The organism is Nocardioides houyundeii (assembly GCF_002865585.1).
Classification (GTDB): domain Bacteria; phylum Actinomycetota; class Actinomycetes; order Propionibacteriales; family Nocardioidaceae; genus Nocardioides; species Nocardioides houyundeii.
In genome coordinates this window covers 1,257,432-1,275,294 of sequence record NZ_CP025581.1, presented here as the reverse complement: position 1 = coordinate 1,275,294, position 17,863 = coordinate 1,257,432, and the positions used below count along the sequence as shown (strand labels likewise).

The 17,863-nt window shown below is 72.0% G+C and carries 12 protein-coding genes; 7 read left to right on the top strand and 5 right to left on the bottom strand.

The annotated features are described in order from the left end of the window. Window positions 1-230 precede the first annotated feature (230 nt). A complete protein-coding gene (locus C0R66_RS06150) occupies window positions 231-3,635 on the bottom strand; it encodes an Rne/Rng family ribonuclease (protein ID WP_101523951.1) in 3,405 nt (1,134 codons plus the stop codon). A 352-nt stretch (window positions 3,636-3,987) separates the two neighbouring features. After that, window positions 3,988-4,704, bottom strand: coding sequence for a TIGR03936 family radical SAM-associated protein (locus C0R66_RS06145; RefSeq protein ID WP_101526083.1), 717 nt, complete (start codon window positions 4,702-4,704; stop codon window positions 3,988-3,990). 105 nt (window positions 4,705-4,809) lie between these two features. Between C0R66_RS06145 and C0R66_RS06135 the strand changes: the two genes are divergently transcribed. The 5 genes from C0R66_RS06135 to C0R66_RS06115 are packed head-to-tail and all read left to right on the top strand — an operon-like array spanning window position 4,810 to window position 9,963. Next, window positions 4,810-5,964 carry an endonuclease/exonuclease/phosphatase family protein gene (locus tag C0R66_RS06135; protein ID WP_158647924.1) on the top strand — a complete coding sequence of 385 codons (1,155 nt, stop codon included), beginning with the start codon at window positions 4,810-4,812 and terminating at the stop codon, window positions 5,962-5,964. Between the two features lie 57 nt (window positions 5,965-6,021). After that, window positions 6,022-7,839, top strand: a complete 1,818-nt coding sequence (locus C0R66_RS06130; RefSeq protein WP_101523948.1) for a hypothetical protein — start codon at window positions 6,022-6,024, stop codon at window positions 7,837-7,839. Window positions 7,840-7,892: 53 nt separating this feature from the next. Then, window positions 7,893-8,639, top strand: coding sequence for a glycosyltransferase family 2 protein (locus tag C0R66_RS06125; RefSeq protein ID WP_101523947.1), 747 nt, complete (start codon window positions 7,893-7,895; stop codon window positions 8,637-8,639). Next, window positions 8,636-9,028 (top strand): DUF2304 domain-containing protein, encoded by a 393-nt coding sequence (locus tag C0R66_RS06120; protein ID WP_101523946.1) that lies wholly within the window; start codon window positions 8,636-8,638, stop codon window positions 9,026-9,028. The genes C0R66_RS06125 and C0R66_RS06120 overlap by 4 nt, the downstream gene beginning before the upstream one ends. Further along, window positions 9,025-9,963, top strand: a complete 939-nt coding sequence (locus tag C0R66_RS06115) for a glycosyltransferase family 2 protein (protein WP_101523945.1) — start codon at window positions 9,025-9,027, stop codon at window positions 9,961-9,963. The genes C0R66_RS06120 and C0R66_RS06115 overlap by 4 nt, the downstream gene beginning before the upstream one ends. Here the strand turns inward: C0R66_RS06115 and C0R66_RS06110 are convergent. Both C0R66_RS06110 and C0R66_RS06105 read right to left on the bottom strand, forming a co-directional pair. Beyond that, window positions 9,949-11,055: a glycosyltransferase family 4 protein gene (locus C0R66_RS06110; RefSeq protein ID WP_101523944.1), complete on the bottom strand. Its 1,107-nt coding sequence runs from the start codon at window positions 11,053-11,055 to the stop codon at window positions 9,949-9,951. The two genes, C0R66_RS06115 and C0R66_RS06110, sit on opposite strands and share 15 nt — an antisense overlap. Further along, window positions 11,052-12,368, bottom strand: coding sequence for a hypothetical protein (locus tag C0R66_RS06105; RefSeq protein ID WP_101523943.1), 1,317 nt, complete (start codon window positions 12,366-12,368; stop codon window positions 11,052-11,054). Before C0R66_RS06105 ends, C0R66_RS06110 begins: the two co-directional genes overlap by 4 nt. A gap of 62 nt (window positions 12,369-12,430) precedes the next feature. Between C0R66_RS06105 and C0R66_RS06100 the strand changes: the two genes are divergently transcribed. Further along, window positions 12,431-13,537, top strand: a complete 1,107-nt coding sequence (locus C0R66_RS06100; protein WP_101523942.1) for an acyltransferase family protein — start codon at window positions 12,431-12,433, stop codon at window positions 13,535-13,537. Window positions 13,538-13,612: 75 nt separating this feature from the next. Further along, window positions 13,613-15,754, top strand: coding sequence for an acyltransferase family protein (locus C0R66_RS06095; RefSeq protein WP_101523941.1), 2,142 nt, complete (start codon window positions 13,613-13,615; stop codon window positions 15,752-15,754). Window positions 15,755-15,790: 36 nt separating this feature from the next. On the opposite strand, the gene C0R66_RS06090 is transcribed toward C0R66_RS06095, so the two are convergent. After that, window positions 15,791-17,764, bottom strand: a complete 1,974-nt coding sequence (locus C0R66_RS06090) for a TIGR03960 family B12-binding radical SAM protein (protein ID WP_101523940.1) — start codon at window positions 17,762-17,764, stop codon at window positions 15,791-15,793. Window positions 17,765-17,863 lie beyond the last annotated feature (99 nt).

Here is a 17,863-nt window from a genome sequence, read left to right as displayed (position 1 = left end):
CCTGACCACTGCTGGCCTGAATGACAACGAACTACGGCCCCTGCCACCGGTCGCGCGTGAAAGGCGTGCGGGCCGTACGAATGGGGGGTGCGCTGGAGCGCACGAGGAACAACTTTACGACTTCGACTGCGACAGGGCAAAACGAGGCCCCGTCCGACCCTGCACGAGCGCCTGATCCTCTCCTGCCCACCCGCGAGGAGCGGGCAGGAGAGGGGCTCGGCAGCATCGGGTCAGCGCTTGCGGGCGCCCTTCTTCTTGATCGGGACGTGCTCGACCTGGGACTCGGGGTCGCTCGAACCGTCACCGTTCCCGGAGCCGCCGTCGGTGGGCGTCTCCAGGCCGGAAGGCGCCGGGTCCACGGTGACGACCGCGGGCGGTCCAGCCGGCCGGGAGGCGGTACGACGGCGCGTCCGGGTCACGACCCGGGGCTTGTCCGTCGCCACGGGAGCAGCCTGCTCCACCTGGTCGGGCTCGCGGCTCCCTTTGGGCGTCGCGTCGGGCTCTGACGCCGGCTCTGCCACCGGAGGTGCCACCGGGGGTGCCACCGGGGGTGCCACCGGAGGCGCCACGGGGGCGTCCGGCTCGGCCTCGGTGACCACCGGCGGCGCCAGCACCGGCTGCTCGTGCTCCTGGGCAGACCCGGTCGGCTCGAGGTGCTCGGGCTGCGAGTCGGGCTGGGGGTCGGGCTGGGAGTCGGGCTCGGCCTGCCGGGCCTCGACCGCCTGGAGGACGCTCTCGGGCTTGACCATGGAGGCGACGACCTTGGGCGAGGGCGGCACGATGCGATCCGGGACCTTCTCCGGGGTCCGCTCCGCGCCCTTCTCGCTGCGGCCGCTGCGAGCTCCTCGGCGCCCGCCACCACCGCGGCGCGCCTCGTCGTCCCCTGCCCTGGGCTCGACGGGGGTGCTCTGCACCACCACGCCGCGTCCGTGACAGTGGTCGCAGTCGTGGGAGAAGGTCTCCAGCAGGCCGGTGCCGATGCGCTTGCGCGTCATCTGGACCAGGCCGAGCGAGGTGACCTCGGCGACCTGGTGCCGGGTCCGGTCCCGTCCCAGGCACTCCACGAGGCGCCGGACCACCAGGTCCCGGTTGGCCTCGAGCACCATGTCGATGAAGTCGACCACGATGATGCCGCCGATGTCGCGCAGCCGCAGCTGGCGCACGATCTCCTCGGCGGCCTCGAGGTTGTTCTTGGTCACCGTCTCCTCGAGGTTGCCCCCGGAGCCGGTGAACTTGCCGGTGTTGACGTCGACCACCGTCATGGCCTCGGTGCGGTCGATGATCAGCGAGCCGCCCGACGGGAGCCAGACCTTGCGGTCCAGCCCCTTGGCGATCTGCTCCTCGATCCGGTACGCCGAGAACACGTCCTGGTCGCTGTGCTCCGAGGGCCGGTAGCGCTCCAGGCGCGCCTCGAGGTCGGGTGCCACGTGGGTGACGTAGCCCTGGACGGTGTCCCAGGCGTCGTCGCCCTCGATGACGAGCTTGTTGAAGTCCTCGGTGAAGAGGTCGCGCACCACCTTGAGGGTGAGGTCGGGCTCTCCGTAGAGGAGCTGGGGGGCGTTGCCCCGGGCCTTCGCCTCGATGTCCTCCCAGCGGGCCTTGAGCCGCTCCACGTCCCGGGTCAGCTCGTCCTCGCTGGCGCCCTCGGCCGCCGTGCGGACGATCACTCCGGCGCTGTCCGGGACGATCTCCTTGAGCAGCGCCTTCAGGCGGTTGCGCTCGGTGTCGGGGAGCTTGCGCGAGATCCCGCTCGTGGTGCCGTCGGGGACGTAGACCAGGAAGCGGCCGGCCAGGCTGACCTGGCTGCTCAGCCGCGCGCCCTTGTGCCCGATCGGGTCCTTGGTGACCTGGACCAGGATGGTCTGGCCGGAGGTGAGCACCGACTCGATCTTGCGGGGCTGCCCCTCCTTGTGGCCGAGCGCCGACCAGTTCACCTCGCCGGCGTAGAGCACGGCGTTGCGGCCCTTGCCGATGTCGATGAACGCCGCCTCCATGGAGGGCAGCACGTTCTGCACCTTGCCCAGGTAGACGTTCCCGATCAGGGAGGTCTGGGACTCGCGAGCCACGTAGTGCTCCACGAGCACCTTGTCCTCGAGCACCGCGATCTGGGTCAGGTCCTTGCGCTGTCGGATGACCATCACCCGTTCGACGGCCTCGCGGCGGGCCAGGAACTCGGCCTCGCTCACGATCGGAGCGCGGCGCCGGCCGGCCTCGCGACCTTCGCGACGTCGCTGCTTCTTGGCCTCGAGCCGGGTGGAGCCGGCGACCGCGGTGATCTGGTCCTCGGCCGAGCGTGCCTTGCGCACCCGGGTGACGGTGTTCTCCGGGTCGTCACCGTTGTCCCCGCCGTCCTCGCTGGAGCGGCGACGGCGCCTCCGCCGGCGGGAGCTGGGCGAGCCGTTCTGGTCCTCGGTGCCGTCGGTGCCATCGGCGCCCTCAGCGCCGTCGGACTCCTCGGTGGGCTCCTCGGCGGAGGCCTCGGTCTCGTCCTCGGAGTCCGCCGAGTGGTCCTCGCCCTGGTTCTCACCGGGCTTGCGGCGACGGCGACCGCCGCGGCGCCGGCGGCGACGCGCCGGGGTCCCCTCGCCCTGGTCCTCGTCCTCGTCGGCCTGGTCCTCAGCCTGGTCCTCGGCCTGGTCCTCAGCCTGGTCCTCGGCCTGGTCCTCGGCCTGGTCGGGCACCGCAGCCGCGTCGAGCGCCTCGGTGATCTCCGGGTCGTCCTCCTCGACCGGCGTCTCGACCGGCGTCTCGGCGGGTGCCTCGACCCGGTCGGCGGCGACCCGGGTGCCCGTGCCCCGGCGGGAGCGGGGGTTGCGGCGCGTCACCTTGGGGGCCTCGACCGGGGCCTCCTGGGAGGCCTCGGCGGCAGCCGGGGCGACCTCGGCGGTGGCGGCGCTCCCGGAAGTGGGGGTGGCGGCAGCGGTCGCGGAAGACTCGGCCACGGCGGGTGTGCGGGTCTCGGCCGGAGCCGACTCGGCCGAGGTGTTCGCCTCAGCAGCCTTGGCACGGGCCGCTCGGGTCGAGGTGCCGCGCGTGCGCCTGGTGACGGTGGTCCGCGGCGCCTCGGCCGGGGCCTGCGGCTCGGGGTCCGCCGGCGCGGCCGCTGCGGGTGCGTCCCCCGCTGGGGTGACCGGTGCGGTGACCGGATCCGCGACGGGAGCAGGCTCGGCGCGCTTGCGGGTACGTCGGGCCGGGGCCCTGGTCTCGGGCGCCTGGAAGAGCGGCAGCGTGCCGGTGACCGGCTCGGTGGCCGCACCCTCGGTCGCTGCGGCGGGCTCCTCGGAGCCGGCCGCAGGCGCGGCAGCCTTCTTGGCTGCCGTCTTGCGCGTGGTGGTCTTCCGCGCGGTGGTCCGCTTGGCGGCCGCCTTCTTGGCCGGCACGCCCTCCTCCCCCGTCACGTCCGGGCCCGCGGGGACACCCTCGCTCGGGCTCTCCGGGAGCGGGTCGGCGGCAGCGCTCTCGCGCGCCGTCGTGGTCTTCTTCGCCGCCGTCTTGCGGGTGGAGGTCCGCTTGGCCGCCGCCCTCTTCACGGGTGCAGCACCGTCTGCCGGCGGGGTGGACGCGGCGCCCACCTCGTTCGCGGCGGACGAACCGGTGCTGCCGTTCGACTCTTCAACAGGATTCTCGTCGAGCATCTGCGCTCCTCGACCGGTGCCGTGCACCGGCTGTGTTAGGACGCCGGGACCCGAGCACTCAGGATCCGCGACGCAAAGCCTTCGATGGCGGCGACGCCCTCCGCGGGCGCGTCGACGGATGCGCGCCGTCCACCTGCCGCGGTCGCGGGGCCCTGAGACACCTGTCGGTGTCACACGGGAGAGCCCCTGTCACGGACTCACCCGGGCCGCGTCGCGGTCTGGTGGCGACCTTCATCCCTCGTGCCGGACGACTGGATGTCGAGCCGGCGAGAACGTCGTCGGGTCCCACTCGGCGGCGTACGCCGTCAGGTGCGACCAAGGGCGAGTATCGCACACCCCCGAGCCGAAGGCCCTAAACCAGCGGATGCAGCGGGTCGGCGATCGCGCCGGACTCCTCGTCCAGGGGGCCCTGCTCGATCCGGGTCAGCAGCGGCACCCCGCCCACCGTCGGGAGCTCGCCGACCGTGGCGAGCGCGGCCAGCACGTCGTCGGGCCGCACGGCCGGCACGGTGTGTCGCAGCACCAGCTCGAGCACCGTGCCTCCGGTGCCCGGCTCGGCGACCAGGGACAGCACGGCGGCCCGGGCGTCGAACTCGCGCTTGCCCTTCTTGGTCATCCGTTCGACCAGGACCTCCTGCTGAGCCAGGAAGCGCTCGACCAACGGCTCGATGCCGTCCACGCCGGGCAGGCCCACCCGCCAGCGGCTGGCCTGAAGCAGGTCCGCGAGCGAGCCCCCCGGGGACTCCACGACCTCCACCACGTCCAGCCCGTCGGGCAGCGCCTCGTCGAGCTCGCTGTGGACCTGGGCCGGGTCGACGACCTGGGCGAGCCCGATCTCGAGGTACTCGGCCTCCGAGGCCGCGCCCGTCGGTGAGGCGTTGGCATAGGAGATGCGGGGATGCGGGTTGAAGCCCGAGGAGTAGGCCATCGGGATGCGGGCTCGGAAGATCGCCCTCTCGAAGGCACGACTGAAGTCGCGGTGGCTGGTGAACCGTAGCCGCCCGCGCTTGGCGTACCGGATCCTCAGACGCTGGACCGGTGGGGCTTGCTGCTCAGGCTGCTCACGCACGCCGGACACCGTAGCTCCCGACCTCCCCGAACCCCGCGTCCAGGGCCTCCGGTCCGGCTTCGGCGACTAGCATGACGTCGTCTTCCCCACGATCACGGAGCACGGATGAGTCGGTTCAGGACCACGCTGCCCTGGGCAGTGGTCGCGGCGCTGGGCCTCACCTGCCTGGTCTCGTTCACGGTGGTGACCCTGGACCCGGCCGACCAGGGGACTCCCGTGCCGCGGCCCGCTGCCGTCGCGACCGGCGTACCGCCGACCGCCGCTCCGTCCGCCGACCCCAGCGGCACGCCCGCGTCACCCACCGCGTCCCCGACGGAGTCGGACGGCCCCTCCCCCGCTCCCGCCACAGGGGCCACCGCCTCCCCCGGGCGATCCCGGACCCCGGCCACCGTGAAGACCGTCATCCCCACCTCGCCCTCGCCCGACCCGACCCGGCCCGGCACCACCGCCGCCCCAGGTCCGACCGCTTCCCGCGCCGCTCCGTACTGCCTGCCCCTGCCCAGCGTCGTCTCGCTCAAGGTGCTGACGTTCAACATCCACGCCGGCATCGGGCCCCGCGGCCTGGACCTGGACACCATCGCCGGGGAGATCCGGGCCTCGGGCGCCGACGTCGTGCTGCTGCAGGAGGTGGACCGGTTCCGGCCCCGGTCCGGGTCGCGGGACACCCCGGCCCAGCTGGCCACGGAGCTGGGGATGTACCAGGCGTTCGCCCCCAACCTCACCTGGGCCGCGGGGAGCCGGGAGCCCCAGCAGTACGGCCTGGCCACTCTCTCCCGCTTTCCCATCACCGAGGCGGAGCACCACACGCTGCCGAACCGCCCCGGCGGCGAGCAGCGGGGACTGCTGCGCACCCGGGTCGACGTGCAGGGCCACTCCGTGGACGTCTACAACACCCATCTGGACCACACCTCGACCGAGCTGCGCAGGGCCCAGGCCCGGTCTGTCCAGCAGGTGGTGTCCACGAGCGCCCCGACGCCGGTGGTCGTCGGCGGCGACTTCAACGCCACCCCGGACAGCGAGCCGTACCGGACCATGACCGCGACCCTGACCGATCCCTGGACCGTGGTGGGGCAGGGATCCGGCCTGACCGTCCCGCCCCGGGCCCCGCGCGCCCGGATCGACCACATCTACGTCAGCAAGGACCTCGTTCCGTCCGCGGCGCGGGTTCTGCCCTCTGCTGTCTCGGACCACCGCGCGGTCGGGGTCGACCTCCTCCTGCCCACCGCCGACCGTTGCGAGCGGTCCGCCGGCCCCCTGTAGGGTCCACGTGCTGGTGAAGAGGGAACTGAGGGAGACGTAGTGCAGTCCAGGGGCGCAATGCGCGACGTCCACGTGCCACTGCTGACCGGCTGGCTGGTGCTGCTGGTGGCGGGGTGCGCGGTCGCCGTCACGACGGGGCAGCCGCTGCTCCTGGTCCTGGCGGTGCTCGGTGCGGGAGTGACGGCGTACGCCGGGACGCTGGGCTGGCGGCTCTCGTTCGTCGTCGTCCTGCTCGGGGCGCTGGTCGCCCAGGTGCTGTTCACCCTGGCGGCCCCCCACGTGGGCTGGACCCTGGGCACGGACAACCTGGTCGCGTGGACCGCGGTCGGCGTGGTCCATGTGGTGCTGGCCTCACGGCAGGTCCCTCAGCTGGACCGTCGACAGCTCGTCGACCTCGTCGCCTGCACCCTGACCCAGGTGCTGGTCTCGGCCTACCTGCTGTGGACCGCGTTCCGGGCAGCCAACCCCTGGCTCGGCTGGGCGATGACCGGCGACGCCGCCAACAACATGATCCTCAACCGCCAGTTCGTGCTCGAGGGCGGCCTGCTGAGGTCCCAGGGGAACGCGGCTCCGCTGGCGACCGTGCTGCACGGGTCCTGGGCCTCACCGAGCGTCACCGAGGGGTCCAGCGCCAGCGAGGTCGTCCGCCAGGTCGTGCTCGGCGGCAGCCAGATGTCGCTGCTGCTGTTCATGGCCGTCGGTGTGGCCGCCTCCCTGATCGCGATCGGCAAGGCCCGGCCCGGTGGCCACCGGATCCTGGTGGGCGCCGTGGCCGGCACCTTCCCGTGGCTCTGGTACAGCTCCGGCTACGCCTTCCAGCACGGCTTCCAGAACTCCGCTCCCACCATGCTGATGCTCCTGCTGACCTGGGAGTGCTGGCTGGCGCAGGCGCGCCGCCCCGTGGGCACCCTGACCGGCCTGGTGCTGGCCACGTGGGCGATCGGGATGTCCTGGGGCCCCGTCGCGGTGGTGCCGGCGTTCCTGATGCTCGCCATGGTCGTGCGGCAGCGCAAGGCCCTGAAGGCGGCCGGGCGGGCGCTCCTGCTGCCCGGAGGCCTCTTCCTGGCCGCACTGGTCTACGCCTACCTGGTCACGCTCCCGGACCTGCGCACCGCGGGCGGTCTCCCGGCGTTCGACGGCGGGCATCCCCTGGTGGACGCCAGCCGCGCACTGTGGTTCGGGATCGCGGCGTGCGTGGGCGTGCTCGTGCTGTACCGCCGGCTGCGTCCCGAGGTGCCGATCGGGGTGCTCGTCGCGGCCCCCGCGGTCGCGCTGGGCGTCACCCAGCTGATGCTGGCCAGGCGGGGCGCCGAGGAGCTCTGGGGCTACTACCCCATCAAGTTCGCCTGGCTCGTGCTGGCGACCGCGGTCGTGGTGCTCTTCGCCGAGCTGATCGGCCCCCTGCAACGGTGGGCAGGACGATGGTGGGGCGGCGCCGGAGTGGTGCCGGCCTTCGCCTGCGCCTTCGCGGTGATGTTCCTGATCTCGGCTCCCTGGCGCCCGATGACCCTCGGCTCGGTGTTCACCCCGGTCGCGCTGCACGACAACGTGGCCAACGACCGGGCCCTGGACCACATGTTCGACGTCATGGAGGAGCACCGCAAGACGATCCTGGCCGCCTACTCCACCGGTCCCCTGGGACCCAACGAGGACGGGATCTCCAACTTCTGGCTGCTGCAGTCCGGGCTCGAGACCATCAACGACCCGATCCACACGGCCGCGTACTACCTCGATCCCACCAGCCCCGAGTCGATCTGCAGCGCCGCCAACATCTGGGGCGGCGGAGTCCGGGTCCTGACCCGCGACCCGGCGCTGGGCCGCAAGGTCGAGCGCCGATGCGCGGAGGACCTCGACGTCGAGGTGCTCGCTCCGTGAGCCCGCTCGGAGGGGGGCACGACGACGGCGTGAGCGCCACTAGGATCGCTGCCATGTCTGATCGTCCGGCCACCTCTCGGGTGCTCGTCATCGTTCCTGCCTGGAACGAGGAGGAGTCGATCGGCGACACGGTGACCGAGATCCGCGCCTGCGTGCCCTGGGCGGACCTGCTCGTGGTGGACGACGGGTCGTCCGACGGCACCCGCGGCGCGGCCGAGAACGCCGGCGCGACCGTCTGCCAGCTCCCCTTCAACCTCGGCGTCGGCGGCGCCATGAGGACCGGGTACCGCTACGCCCTGCGCCACGGCTACGACGTCGCCGTGCAGATCGACGCCGACGGACAGCACGACCCGAGGTCGCTGCTCTCCCTCCTGGAGCCCCTCGGCGAGTCCGACATCGTGATCGGGGCCCGGTTCGCCAGCAAGGACGACCCCTACAAGGTCCGCGGCCCCAGGCGCTGGGCGATGGTGCTCCTGGCGACCGTGCTGTCGCGGATGGCAGGCACCCGCCTCACCGACGTCACCTCGGGCTACCGCGTGTGCAACCGCCGGGCCATCACGGTCTTCGCGGCCCACTACCCCGCCGAGTACCTCGGCGACACCGTGGAGTCCCTGGTGATCGCCAACCGGGCCGGGTGCACCGTCACCCAGGTTCCGGTCACCATGCGCCCTCGCGCCGGCGGACGTGCCTCGCACTCGCCGGTGCGCGCCGCGATCTACCTGTTCCGGGCCTTCGTGGCCCTCAGCCTGGCCCTGGTCCGCAAGTGGCCGGCGCAGTTCGAGGACCCGGTGGCGCCATGAGTGGCGTGGCGATCCTGGGAGTCGTCGGTTCCGGCGTCATCCTGCTCTCCCTGTTCGAGATGCTCCGCCGGCACCGGCTGCGGGAGAAGTACGCCCTGATCTGGGCCGTGATCGCCGTCGGCATGCTCGCCGTGGCCACGTTCCCGCAGGCCCTGACCTGGCTGACCGGCGCCCTGGGCCTCCAGCTGCCGGTGAACCTGCTCTTCTTCGCCGCGTCCCTGCTGATCATGGTGCTGACCCTCCAGCACAGCTCCGAGCTCGGCCGCCTGGAGGAACGCACGCGCACCCTGGCCGAGGAGCTCGCGATCCTCCGGCTCGAGGCGGAGCGGGACCGGGCCCGGGACCTGCAGCCCCCCGTGGAGCAGGAACGAGGCCTGCCACCCGCATGAGGACCGCCGACACCCTGGAGATCTTCGTCCCGTTCTGGGGCGATCCCGACCTGCTCGACGCGACGATCGAGAGCATCCGCGCCCAGACCGACCCCGACTGGCACGTGACGGTCGTCGACGACTGCTATCCCGACCCTGCCGTGGCGGAGCGGTTCGCACGCGAGAGCGACCCGCGCATCAGCTACCTCCGCAACGAGGTGAACCTGGGCATCACGCGCAACTACGAGCGGTGCCTGGAGCTTGCCTCGGCCGAGCTGATGATGTTCATGGGCTGCGACGACCTGATGCAACCCGGCTTCGTGGCGACCGTGAAGGCCGCACACCGCAGGCATCCCGAGGCCGCGGTGATCCAGGTGGGCGTGCAGATCATCGATGAGCAGGGGCAGGTCATCGAGCCGCTCACCGACAAGGTCAAGCGGGCCCTGATGCCGCGGGTGCGCAGCTCCACCGAGCTGGGCGGAGAGCGGCTCGCGACGAGCCTGCTGCGCGGCAACTGGCTCTACTGGCCCTCGCTGGTCTTCCGGACCGAGGTGGTGCGCCGATTCGAGTTCCGCGACGGGCTCCCCATCATCCAGGACCTCGCCCTGATGATCGACCTGGTCGCGGCCGGCGAGACCCTGGCCCTCGACCCGACGCTGTGCTTCTCCTACCGACGCCACACCCAGAGCGCCTCCTCCGCGAGCCTCCTGCACGGCTCCCGGCTCCCCGACGAGCGGCGTTACTACGCCTCGGCCGAGACCCAGATGGCGGCGCGCGGCTGGACCCGGGCCGCCCGGACCGCGCGGCACCGGTGGACGTCACGGTTGCACGCGGTCACGCTGCTGCCCACCGCGGCTCGACTGGGCGAGCGGAGCGCGCTGCGCTCCCTGCTGGAGCACACCCTGGAGCGATCGCGTCCGGGTCAGGACACCGGGGACGGCTCAGCGCGCGTCTGAGAGCACGCCGTGGAAGACCGCCAGGGTCTCCCGGGCCACCCGCTCCCAGGAGAACAGCGCCGCCTGTGCACGTCCGGCCTCGGCAAGCTCGGCGAGCAGGTCGGGGCGGGTCGCCACCGACTCGATGGCCGCCGCCATGGAGTGCAGGTCGTGCGGGTCGAACCAGAGGGCGGCGTCCCCGCCGACCTCGTGGAGCACGGGCAGGTCCGAGGCGATGACGGGGAGTCCCTGGGCCATCGCCTCGAGGACCGGCAGCCCGAACCCCTCGGCCAGCGTCGGGAAGGCCATGGCGGACGCCCTGCGGCGCAGGTCGTCGAGCTCCTCGTCGGTGACCCACCCCCGCAGCTCCACCCAGGGCGCCATCCCGGCCTCCTCTACGACCGGACGCAACGGGTCCTCCCCCGCGCCGCCTCCGGTGATGACCAGGCGCGGACGCACCTGCTCGTCCACCAGCGCGAGGGCCCGGATCAGCCCCTCCCAGTTCTTGTAGGGGCGTCGTTGGCCGCTGGCGAGGATGAGCCGCTCCCGCGCGTCCCCGAAGGGCTGTGGGGAGCCCGGGTTCGCGGCCAGCGGGACGACGTGCAGCTGCTCGCGCGGATAGCCCAGGTACTTGTGGATCTCGTCGGCCGAGACCTGGCTGTCGGTGATCACCTGCGCCGCGTTCGCGGCGGCCCGACGCTCCATCCACATCACCGGGCGCGTGTAGAGCGGAGTCACCATGAACTCGGGATGGCTGAAGTAGAGCATGTCGTGGATGGTGAGCACGCACGGCATCGAGGTGCGCATCGGGCCCAGCGTCGCAGGGCAGTGCACGAGGTCGGCGCGGCGTCGCCGGGCGAACCAGCTCGACGCGAACAGCTCGCCCAGAGCCCACACGAACCGGTTCTCACCGCTGATCCGGGACCTGATCACCTCGCCGGGAAACCAGGAGAGGTCCAGCTCGCCGCCCTCACGGCTGGCCAGGGCCACGAACTCCAGCCCGGTGTCCATCTTGCCGAGCTGGCGGTACAGCTCTCGGGTGTAGGTCTCCATCCCACCCTTGGTCCCGGTGTAGGACAGCATGTCGACCAGCACGCGGGGTCTGTCGTTCACCGGTTCTCCTCCAGGCCTGCGGGAGCTCCGCCGGCTCGCAGCGTTCGGGGACGGGATGGGGACCGGCCGACCCTAACGGACCCCGGCCCGGACCTGCCCCCGTACACCGACCACGTGAGATGGATGGTCATCCCGACCAGCGGGCCGGTGACGAGCGCCGCGATCACGCGAGGCTCGATCGCCCACGGGCCCGCCAGCACCGCCAGGGCACTCAGCGTGGCGCCGGTCCAGCCGGCCAGGTAGACCGTGTGACGGTCCAGCGCCAGGCTGGCCGCGCCGGTCAGGGTCAGCAGCGCCACCAGCCCGGCAGCGACCGTCAGGGCCGCGAAGATCACGCCCTCCACCCGGTAGTCGGGATTGATCACGCGCATCGCGACCGGACCCACCAGTCCGGCGAGGGCCGCTCCCAGCACGGTGAGGGCGAGCACCAGCCGGGTCGGCCCGACCAGCGCCCGCAGTCCCTGGGTGAGCACCTTGGTCACCACCACGTTCTGGTAGGCCCCCAGCGGCACGAGCAGCGGGGCGCGGGTCAGCGAGACCGCCAGCAGCAACGGCGCCGTACCTGCGAACACCTCGTCGGAGGTGGTGACCCGCAGCAGCACCGGGAAGCCGACCAGGAGCAGCGAGGACGCTCCTGCCGCGGTGCAGGCCGAGACCATCCGCCGCAGCAGGCCACCACGGTCCACGTCCCCCCGAGCCGCCCACAGTCGGCGGTAGCGGGGCCAGAGGCTCAGCAGCAGCCAGGTGCCGCACGCCGCGCACACCCCCCAGGCCAGACCCAGCACCTCTCCGCCCAGCAGCGCCACCAGGGCGCACAGCGCGAGGCGGGTGGTCGCCTCCAGCCCGACCAGGACCGCGTAGCCGGACCACTGGCCACCCCCGGCCGCCGCGCCGCCGAGGGCCGAGTGCACGACGAAGAGCCCGATCCCGCAGACCATCGCGGCCAGCAGCGGCAGCCACTCGGAGCCGAAGAGGGCGGGAGCCCACAGCGGCCCGCTCAGCCCCACGACGCCCACGACCGCGCCTCCGAGCACCAGGGCGGCAGGCACGACACGGGCCCCGGCAGCAGGTCCCGGCGACTGGGAGTGGCGCGCGGCGAAGACGGCCCGGGTGATCTCGGCGGTGAGACCGGTCAGGACGCCGAAGACAGCGAACACCGCGCCCCAGAAGACCAGGAAGTCGGCGTTCTCGGCCGGGGTGAGGGCACGTGCGGCCAGCACCAGCACGACGTACCCGGCGACGCCGCTGATCCCGGCGGCGGCCATGACCACCAGACCCGGGCTGCGGGGGCTCGGTCGCCGGTTGCTGGTCACGAGAGCCGATCCTAGGGCCGGTCATTCGGCGTGGGCAGAGCGGCTCGGTTAGCCTGCGGCCCATGTCCGCCCGCTCCGAGACCGACGCCGCCGTGCGCTCCCCGCGTGGCGGCAAGGTGGTGCTGGGCGATCGGCTCGGCAGCCGCGAGAACAACTTCGACCTGCTGCGCCTGCTCGCCGCGTGGGCGGTCCTCGTCTCCCACTCCTTCTCCCTGGTGGGCCACGACGAGCCGCTGCACCAGCTCGGCACCACGCTGGGCAACCTCGGGGTCCTCATCTTCTTCGCCGTCAGCGGCCTGCTCATCCGCCGGAGCTGGGAGTACGACCCCTCACCCTGGGACTTCTGGGTCAAGCGGGCCCTGCGCCTGCTGCCCGCGCTGGCCACCGTGGGCCTGCTCACCGCCTTCGTGCTGGGACCGTTGGTCACCAGCTGGAGCCTCTCGTCCTACCTGGCCTCCGCCCAGACCTGGCTCTACCCGCTCCGGATCACCCTGCTGTTCCCCTTCGGCGCCCAGCTGCCGGGAGTCTTCGAGGACAACCTCTACGCGGGCGCGGTCAACGGCCCCCTGTGGAGCCTTCCGCTGGAGGTCTTCGCCTACCTGCTGCTCTTCCTGCTGGGCCTGGCCGGCCTCCTGGCCCGGCGCAGCGTCGTCACGGTGATGGCACTCGCCGGCCTGGCCTGGGCGGCCTGGTGGATCACCTGGACCTCGGACGCGGTGGGGTCCGGCTACGTCCTCGCCGCGTTCGCACTGGGGGCCGCGGCCTACTCCTGGCGCGACCGTCTCGTGCTGTCCTGGCCCTGGGCCGCCACCGCGTTCGTGGCCTGCGTCCTGTCCGGCCTCGGCCCGGACGCGGTGCGCGTGGTGGTCTGGACGGTGGCGGTGACCTACCTGGCCTACTGGTTCGCCTACGCCGTGCCGCGCACCGCTCGCTGGATGACCGCCTGGGGCGACGCCTCCTACGGGGTCTACATCTGGGCGTTCCCGATCCAGCAGACCTTCGTCCAGCTGCTCGGGCCCGACACCGCGCCGTGGGTGCTGATCCTCGTCTGCACGCCGGTGGTGTGGCTGCTCGCCATCGCGTCCTGGCGGCTGGTCGAGCGGCCCGCCCTGCGTCACAAGCCCGCCCGGACCGGCACCGCGCGCGGCGCCGGGGGCGGTACGCCTTGATAGTCTGCCGACGGCCGGATCCAGGCGGCGGCCACGCTCGCTGGAACCACCTGATCCTTCGGAAGGGCTGACGTGATGGGGCACACCTTCGATGCTCCCGGCAGCCGAACGTCCGACCCCGAGCTCCACGACGCTCCTCGTCCTGGTGCCGAGCAGCGGTCGGTGGCCGAGGCACCGGGGGCGGGACACCATCCGCGCAAGGACATCCAGGCCCTGCGCGCCCTGGCCGTCGGCCTGGTGGTCGTCTACCACTTCTGGCCCACCCTGCTGCCCGGCGGCTATGTCGGCGTGGACGTCTTCTTCGTCATCTCCGGGTTCCTGATCACCGGTGCGCTGGTACGACGCCCGCCCACGGGGCTGCGGGGCCTCGGCGACTTCTGGGCCCGCCGGGTGCTGCGCCTGGCACCCGCGGTGGCGGTGACGCTCCTGGTCTCGCTGCTGACCATCATCTGGGTGCTGCCCCTGGTGGAGTGGCGCTCAGGCGCCGAGCACGCGCTGACCTCGATGCTCTACGTGGAGAACTGGCGACTCATCTCCGACGCCACCGACTACCTGCGAGCCGACGGGACGCCGTCGCCCTTCCAGCACTTCTGGTCCCTCTCGGTGGAGGAGCAGTTCTACCTGGGCTGGCCTCTGCTCATCGGCCTCGTCGCGATCCTCTCCGTCCGCCTCCGCGCTCCGTTCCGGAGCTCCCTGGGGGTGTGCATCGCCGCGGTCACCCTGGCCAGCTTCGCCTACAGCCTGCTCATCTCATGGTCGCAGCCCTCACTGGCCTACTTCTCCACGCCGGCCCGCATCTGGGAGCTGGGCCTCGGCGGCGTGCTGGCCATCTGGGGCTCCCAGGTGCGCCGTCCCTCCCGCACGGCTGCCGCGGTGATGCCCTGGTCGGCGGTCGCGGCCATGTTCGCGGCGGCCCTGCTGCTGGACGACGGGTCGGTGTTCCCGGGGTGGAACGCCCTGCTGCCCACGCTGGGTGCGGCCCTGTTCATCCTGGCCGGCGACCCGGACGGCCGGCTCTCCCTGCGTGGCGTGACGCACGCCGGACCGGTGCAGCTGGTGGGCAACATCTCCTACGCGATCTACCTGTGGCACTGGCCGATGCTGCTGCTGCTCCCCCCGGTCCTCGGCCTGGACGAGTCCACCTGGCTCAAGCTGCTGCTGCTGCCCCTGGTCGTGGCGCTGTCCTGGGTCAGCACCCGGTTCGTGGAGGACCGTTTCCGGGCCGCTCCGGGGAGCCGGAACGTCGGTCGCCGCGGCCTGGTCGTGCTCCTGGTGACCACCGGGCTCGTCGTGAGCCTGTGTCTGGCCATGCTGGCGTGGGTGGACCGTGAGGCCGAGGAGTCCGGGCAGCGGCTCGCGCAGCTCTCCTCCACGACCCTGGAGCCCACCTGCCTGGGCGCTGGGGCGCTGGACGAGGAGCTGTCCTGTCCGGACACCGACGAGCTGATCACCACTCCGGAGTTCATCCGCACCGACATCCCGAGCTCGATCGTCGACGGGCAGTGCCTGAACTGGCCGCCGTTCGGCGACCTCGTCAGCTGCGAGGTCGGCGAGACCGAGAGCCCCACCAAGCGGATCGGGCTCTACGGCAACTCCCACGCCGGCCACTGGCAGCCCGCCCTCGAGGCGATCGCGGAAGAGCACGGCTGGCAGGTCGACACCTTCGTCATGGGGATGTGCCAGCCCATCATCGACAGCGACCGCTCCCCCGGCGTCCTGCCCGACAACTACGCCCAGTGCGACCGCCTGGGCGGAGAGATCCTCGATCAGCTCACCTCGGGCGACTACGACCTGGTGGTCATGTCCACCATGGACCACCACCCCACCGAGCCGGACGCCTACGTGGACACCATCGAGCGCCTGACCGGAGCCGGCGTCCCGGTGCTGACCGTCCGGGACACCCCGGCCCCTCTGGACCCCGAGGTCGACACCTCGCTGTGCCTGAGCCGCAACCCCGACGACTGGGACGCCTGCGGCGGCACCCCGGCGGAGTGGATCCGCCAGGACCCGCTGTACGACGCGGCGAAGGCGATGGGCGACCCGATGGTCACCACGGCCGACCTCAACGAGCACCTGTGCCGCGAGGAGCAGTGCGACCCGGTGATCGGGGGCGTCATCGTGTACGCCGACCCCAACCACATGTCGGCCACGCTCAACCGGACCCTGGCGCCGTACCTGGAACCGCACGTCGTACGGGCCCTGCGCAGCGGGCACTGAGCCCGGCTGCACCACACGGGCGCAGCCGAGCCCTGCTCACACCACGCTGAGCGGCAGCAGCTGCTGCCCGGTGGGCCCGATCTGGATCTCGGTGCCCATCTCCGGGCAGACGCCGCAGTCGTAGCACGGGGTCCACCGGCAGTCCTCGACCTCGACGTCGGCACCCTCGGCGACGGCCAGGGCGTCCTCCCAGTCCGACCAGAGCCAGTCCTTGTCGAGACCGGAGTCCAGGTGGTCCCAAGGGAGCACCTCCTCGATCCCGCGCTCGCGCACGGTGTACCAGTCGACGTCCACGCCGGTCCCGGCCAGAGCCTGCTCGGCGCAGGTCATCCACCGGTCGTAGGAGAAGTGCTCGCTCCAGCCGTCGAAGCGGCCGCCGTCGCGCCAGACCGCCTCGATGACCGCGCCGACCCGACGGTCCCCGCGCGAGAGCAGTCCCTCGACGATCCCGGGCTTCCCGTCGTGGTAGCGGAAGCCGATGGCGCGGCCGAACTTCTTGTCCTCGCGGACGGTGTCGCGCAGCTTCTTCAGGCGAGCGTCGGTGGTCTCGTGGTCGAGCTGGGCCGCCCACTGGAACGGCGTGTGCGGCTTGGGCACGAAGCCGCCGATGGACACGGTGCACCGCACGTCGTTGCGGCCTGAGACCTCGCGGCCCTTGGCGATCACGCGCCGTGCCAGGTCGGCGACCTGGAGGACGTCCTCGTCGGTCTCGGTGGGCAGCCCGACCATGAAGTAGAGCTTGACCTGGCGCCATCCGTGCGAGTACGCCGCGGCGACCGTGGCGATCAGGTCCTCCTCGGTGACCATCTTGTTGATCACCTTGCGCATCCGCTCGCTGCCGCCCTCCGGGGCGAAGGTGAGCCCGGAGCGACGACCGTTGCGGGAGAACTCGTTGGCCAGGGTGATGTTGAAGGCGTCCACCCGCGTCGACGGCAGGGAGAGGGACACGTTGGAACCCTCGTAGCGGTCGCCCAGACCCTTGGCGATCTCGCCGATCTCGGTGTGGTCGGCGCTGGAGAGCGAGAGCAGCCCCACCTCCTCGAAACCGGACTTGCGGATGCCGTTCTCGACCATGTCGCCGATCGTCTTGATGGAGCGCTCGCGCACCGGACGGGTGATCATCCCCGCCTGGCAGAACCGGCAGCCCCGGGTGCAGCCGCGGAAGATCTCGACCGAGAAGCGCTCGTGGACGGTCTCGGCCAGCGGCACCAGCGGCTTGGCCGGGTAGGGCCAGGCGTCGAGGTCCATCAGGGTGTGCTTGCGCACCCGGAAGGGGATGCCCGGGCGGTTGGGCACCACCGAGCTGATGGCACCGTCGGGGGCGTAGCTGACGTCGTAGAACTTCGGCACGTAGACGCCACCGCTGACCGCCAGCCGCCGCAGCACCTCGTCGCGGCCTCCGGGGCGCCCCTCGGCCTTCCACTCGCGGACCACCTCGGAGATCGCCAGCACCACCTCCTCGCCGTCGCCGAGCACGGCGGCGTCGATGAAGTCGGCGATCGGCTCGGGGTTGAACGCGGCGTGCCCACCGGCCAGCACGATCGGGTGGTCCTCACCGCGGTCGACCGCGTGCAGCGGGATGCCGGCCAGGTCCAGGGCGTTGAGCATGTTGGTGTAGCCGAGCTCGGTGGAGAAGCTCAGGCCGAACAGGTCGAAGGCCCCCACCGGGCGGTGGCTGTCCACGGTGAACTGCGGGATGCCGTCGGTGCGCATCACCTGCTCCATGTCGGCCCACACCGCGTAGGTGCGCTCCGCCACGATCCAGTCACGCTCGTTGAGCACCTCGTAGAGGATCTGCACGCCCTGGTTGGGCAGGCCGACCTCGTAGGCGTCCGGGTACATCAGCGCCCAGCGGACGGTCTCGCCCTCCGGTGCGCAGTCCCACTCCTTGACGGTCGAGTTGAGCTCGCCACCGACGTACTGGATGGGCTTGGAGACCAGCGGGAGCCGGGGCTCGAGGAGCGGGAAGACGGACGACACGTCGCCAGTGGTGCCGGTGACGGGGAGCATGGTGAACCTCTCTCAGAACTGCGGAGGCCCCAGCCTACGTCCGGCACCCGAGCCCACTGCCTTCGAGACCCTCCAACGCCTAGAGTGACTGGCACGGCA

Bases quoted from the DNA above. Each gene is read 5' to 3' on its own strand.
- C0R66_RS06135 (WP_158647924.1), top strand. From the start codon at position 4,810: ATGAGTCGGTTCAGGACCACGCTGCCCTGGGCAGTGGTCGCGGCGCTG.
- C0R66_RS06125 (WP_101523947.1), top strand. From the start codon at position 7,893: ATGTCTGATCGTCCGGCCACCTCTCGGGTGCTCGTCATCGTTCCTGCC.
- C0R66_RS06120 (WP_101523946.1), top strand. From the start codon at position 8,636: ATGAGTGGCGTGGCGATCCTGGGAGTCGTCGGTTCCGGCGTCATCCTG.
- C0R66_RS06095 (WP_101523941.1), top strand. From the start codon at position 13,613: ATGGGGCACACCTTCGATGCTCCCGGCAGCCGAACGTCCGACCCCGAG.
- C0R66_RS06130 (WP_101523948.1), top strand. From the start codon at position 6,022: ATGCGCGACGTCCACGTGCCACTGCTGACCGGCTGGCTGGTGCTGCTG.
- C0R66_RS06115 (WP_101523945.1), top strand. From the start codon at position 9,025: ATGAGGACCGCCGACACCCTGGAGATCTTCGTCCCGTTCTGGGGCGAT.
- C0R66_RS06090 (WP_101523940.1), bottom strand. From the start codon at position 17,764: ATGCTCCCCGTCACCGGCACCACTGGCGACGTGTCGTCCGTCTTCCCG.
- C0R66_RS06100 (WP_101523942.1), top strand. From the start codon at position 12,431: ATGTCCGCCCGCTCCGAGACCGACGCCGCCGTGCGCTCCCCGCGTGGC.
- C0R66_RS06150 (WP_101523951.1), bottom strand. From the start codon at position 3,635: ATGCTCGACGAGAATCCTGTTGAAGAGTCGAACGGCAGCACCGGTTCG.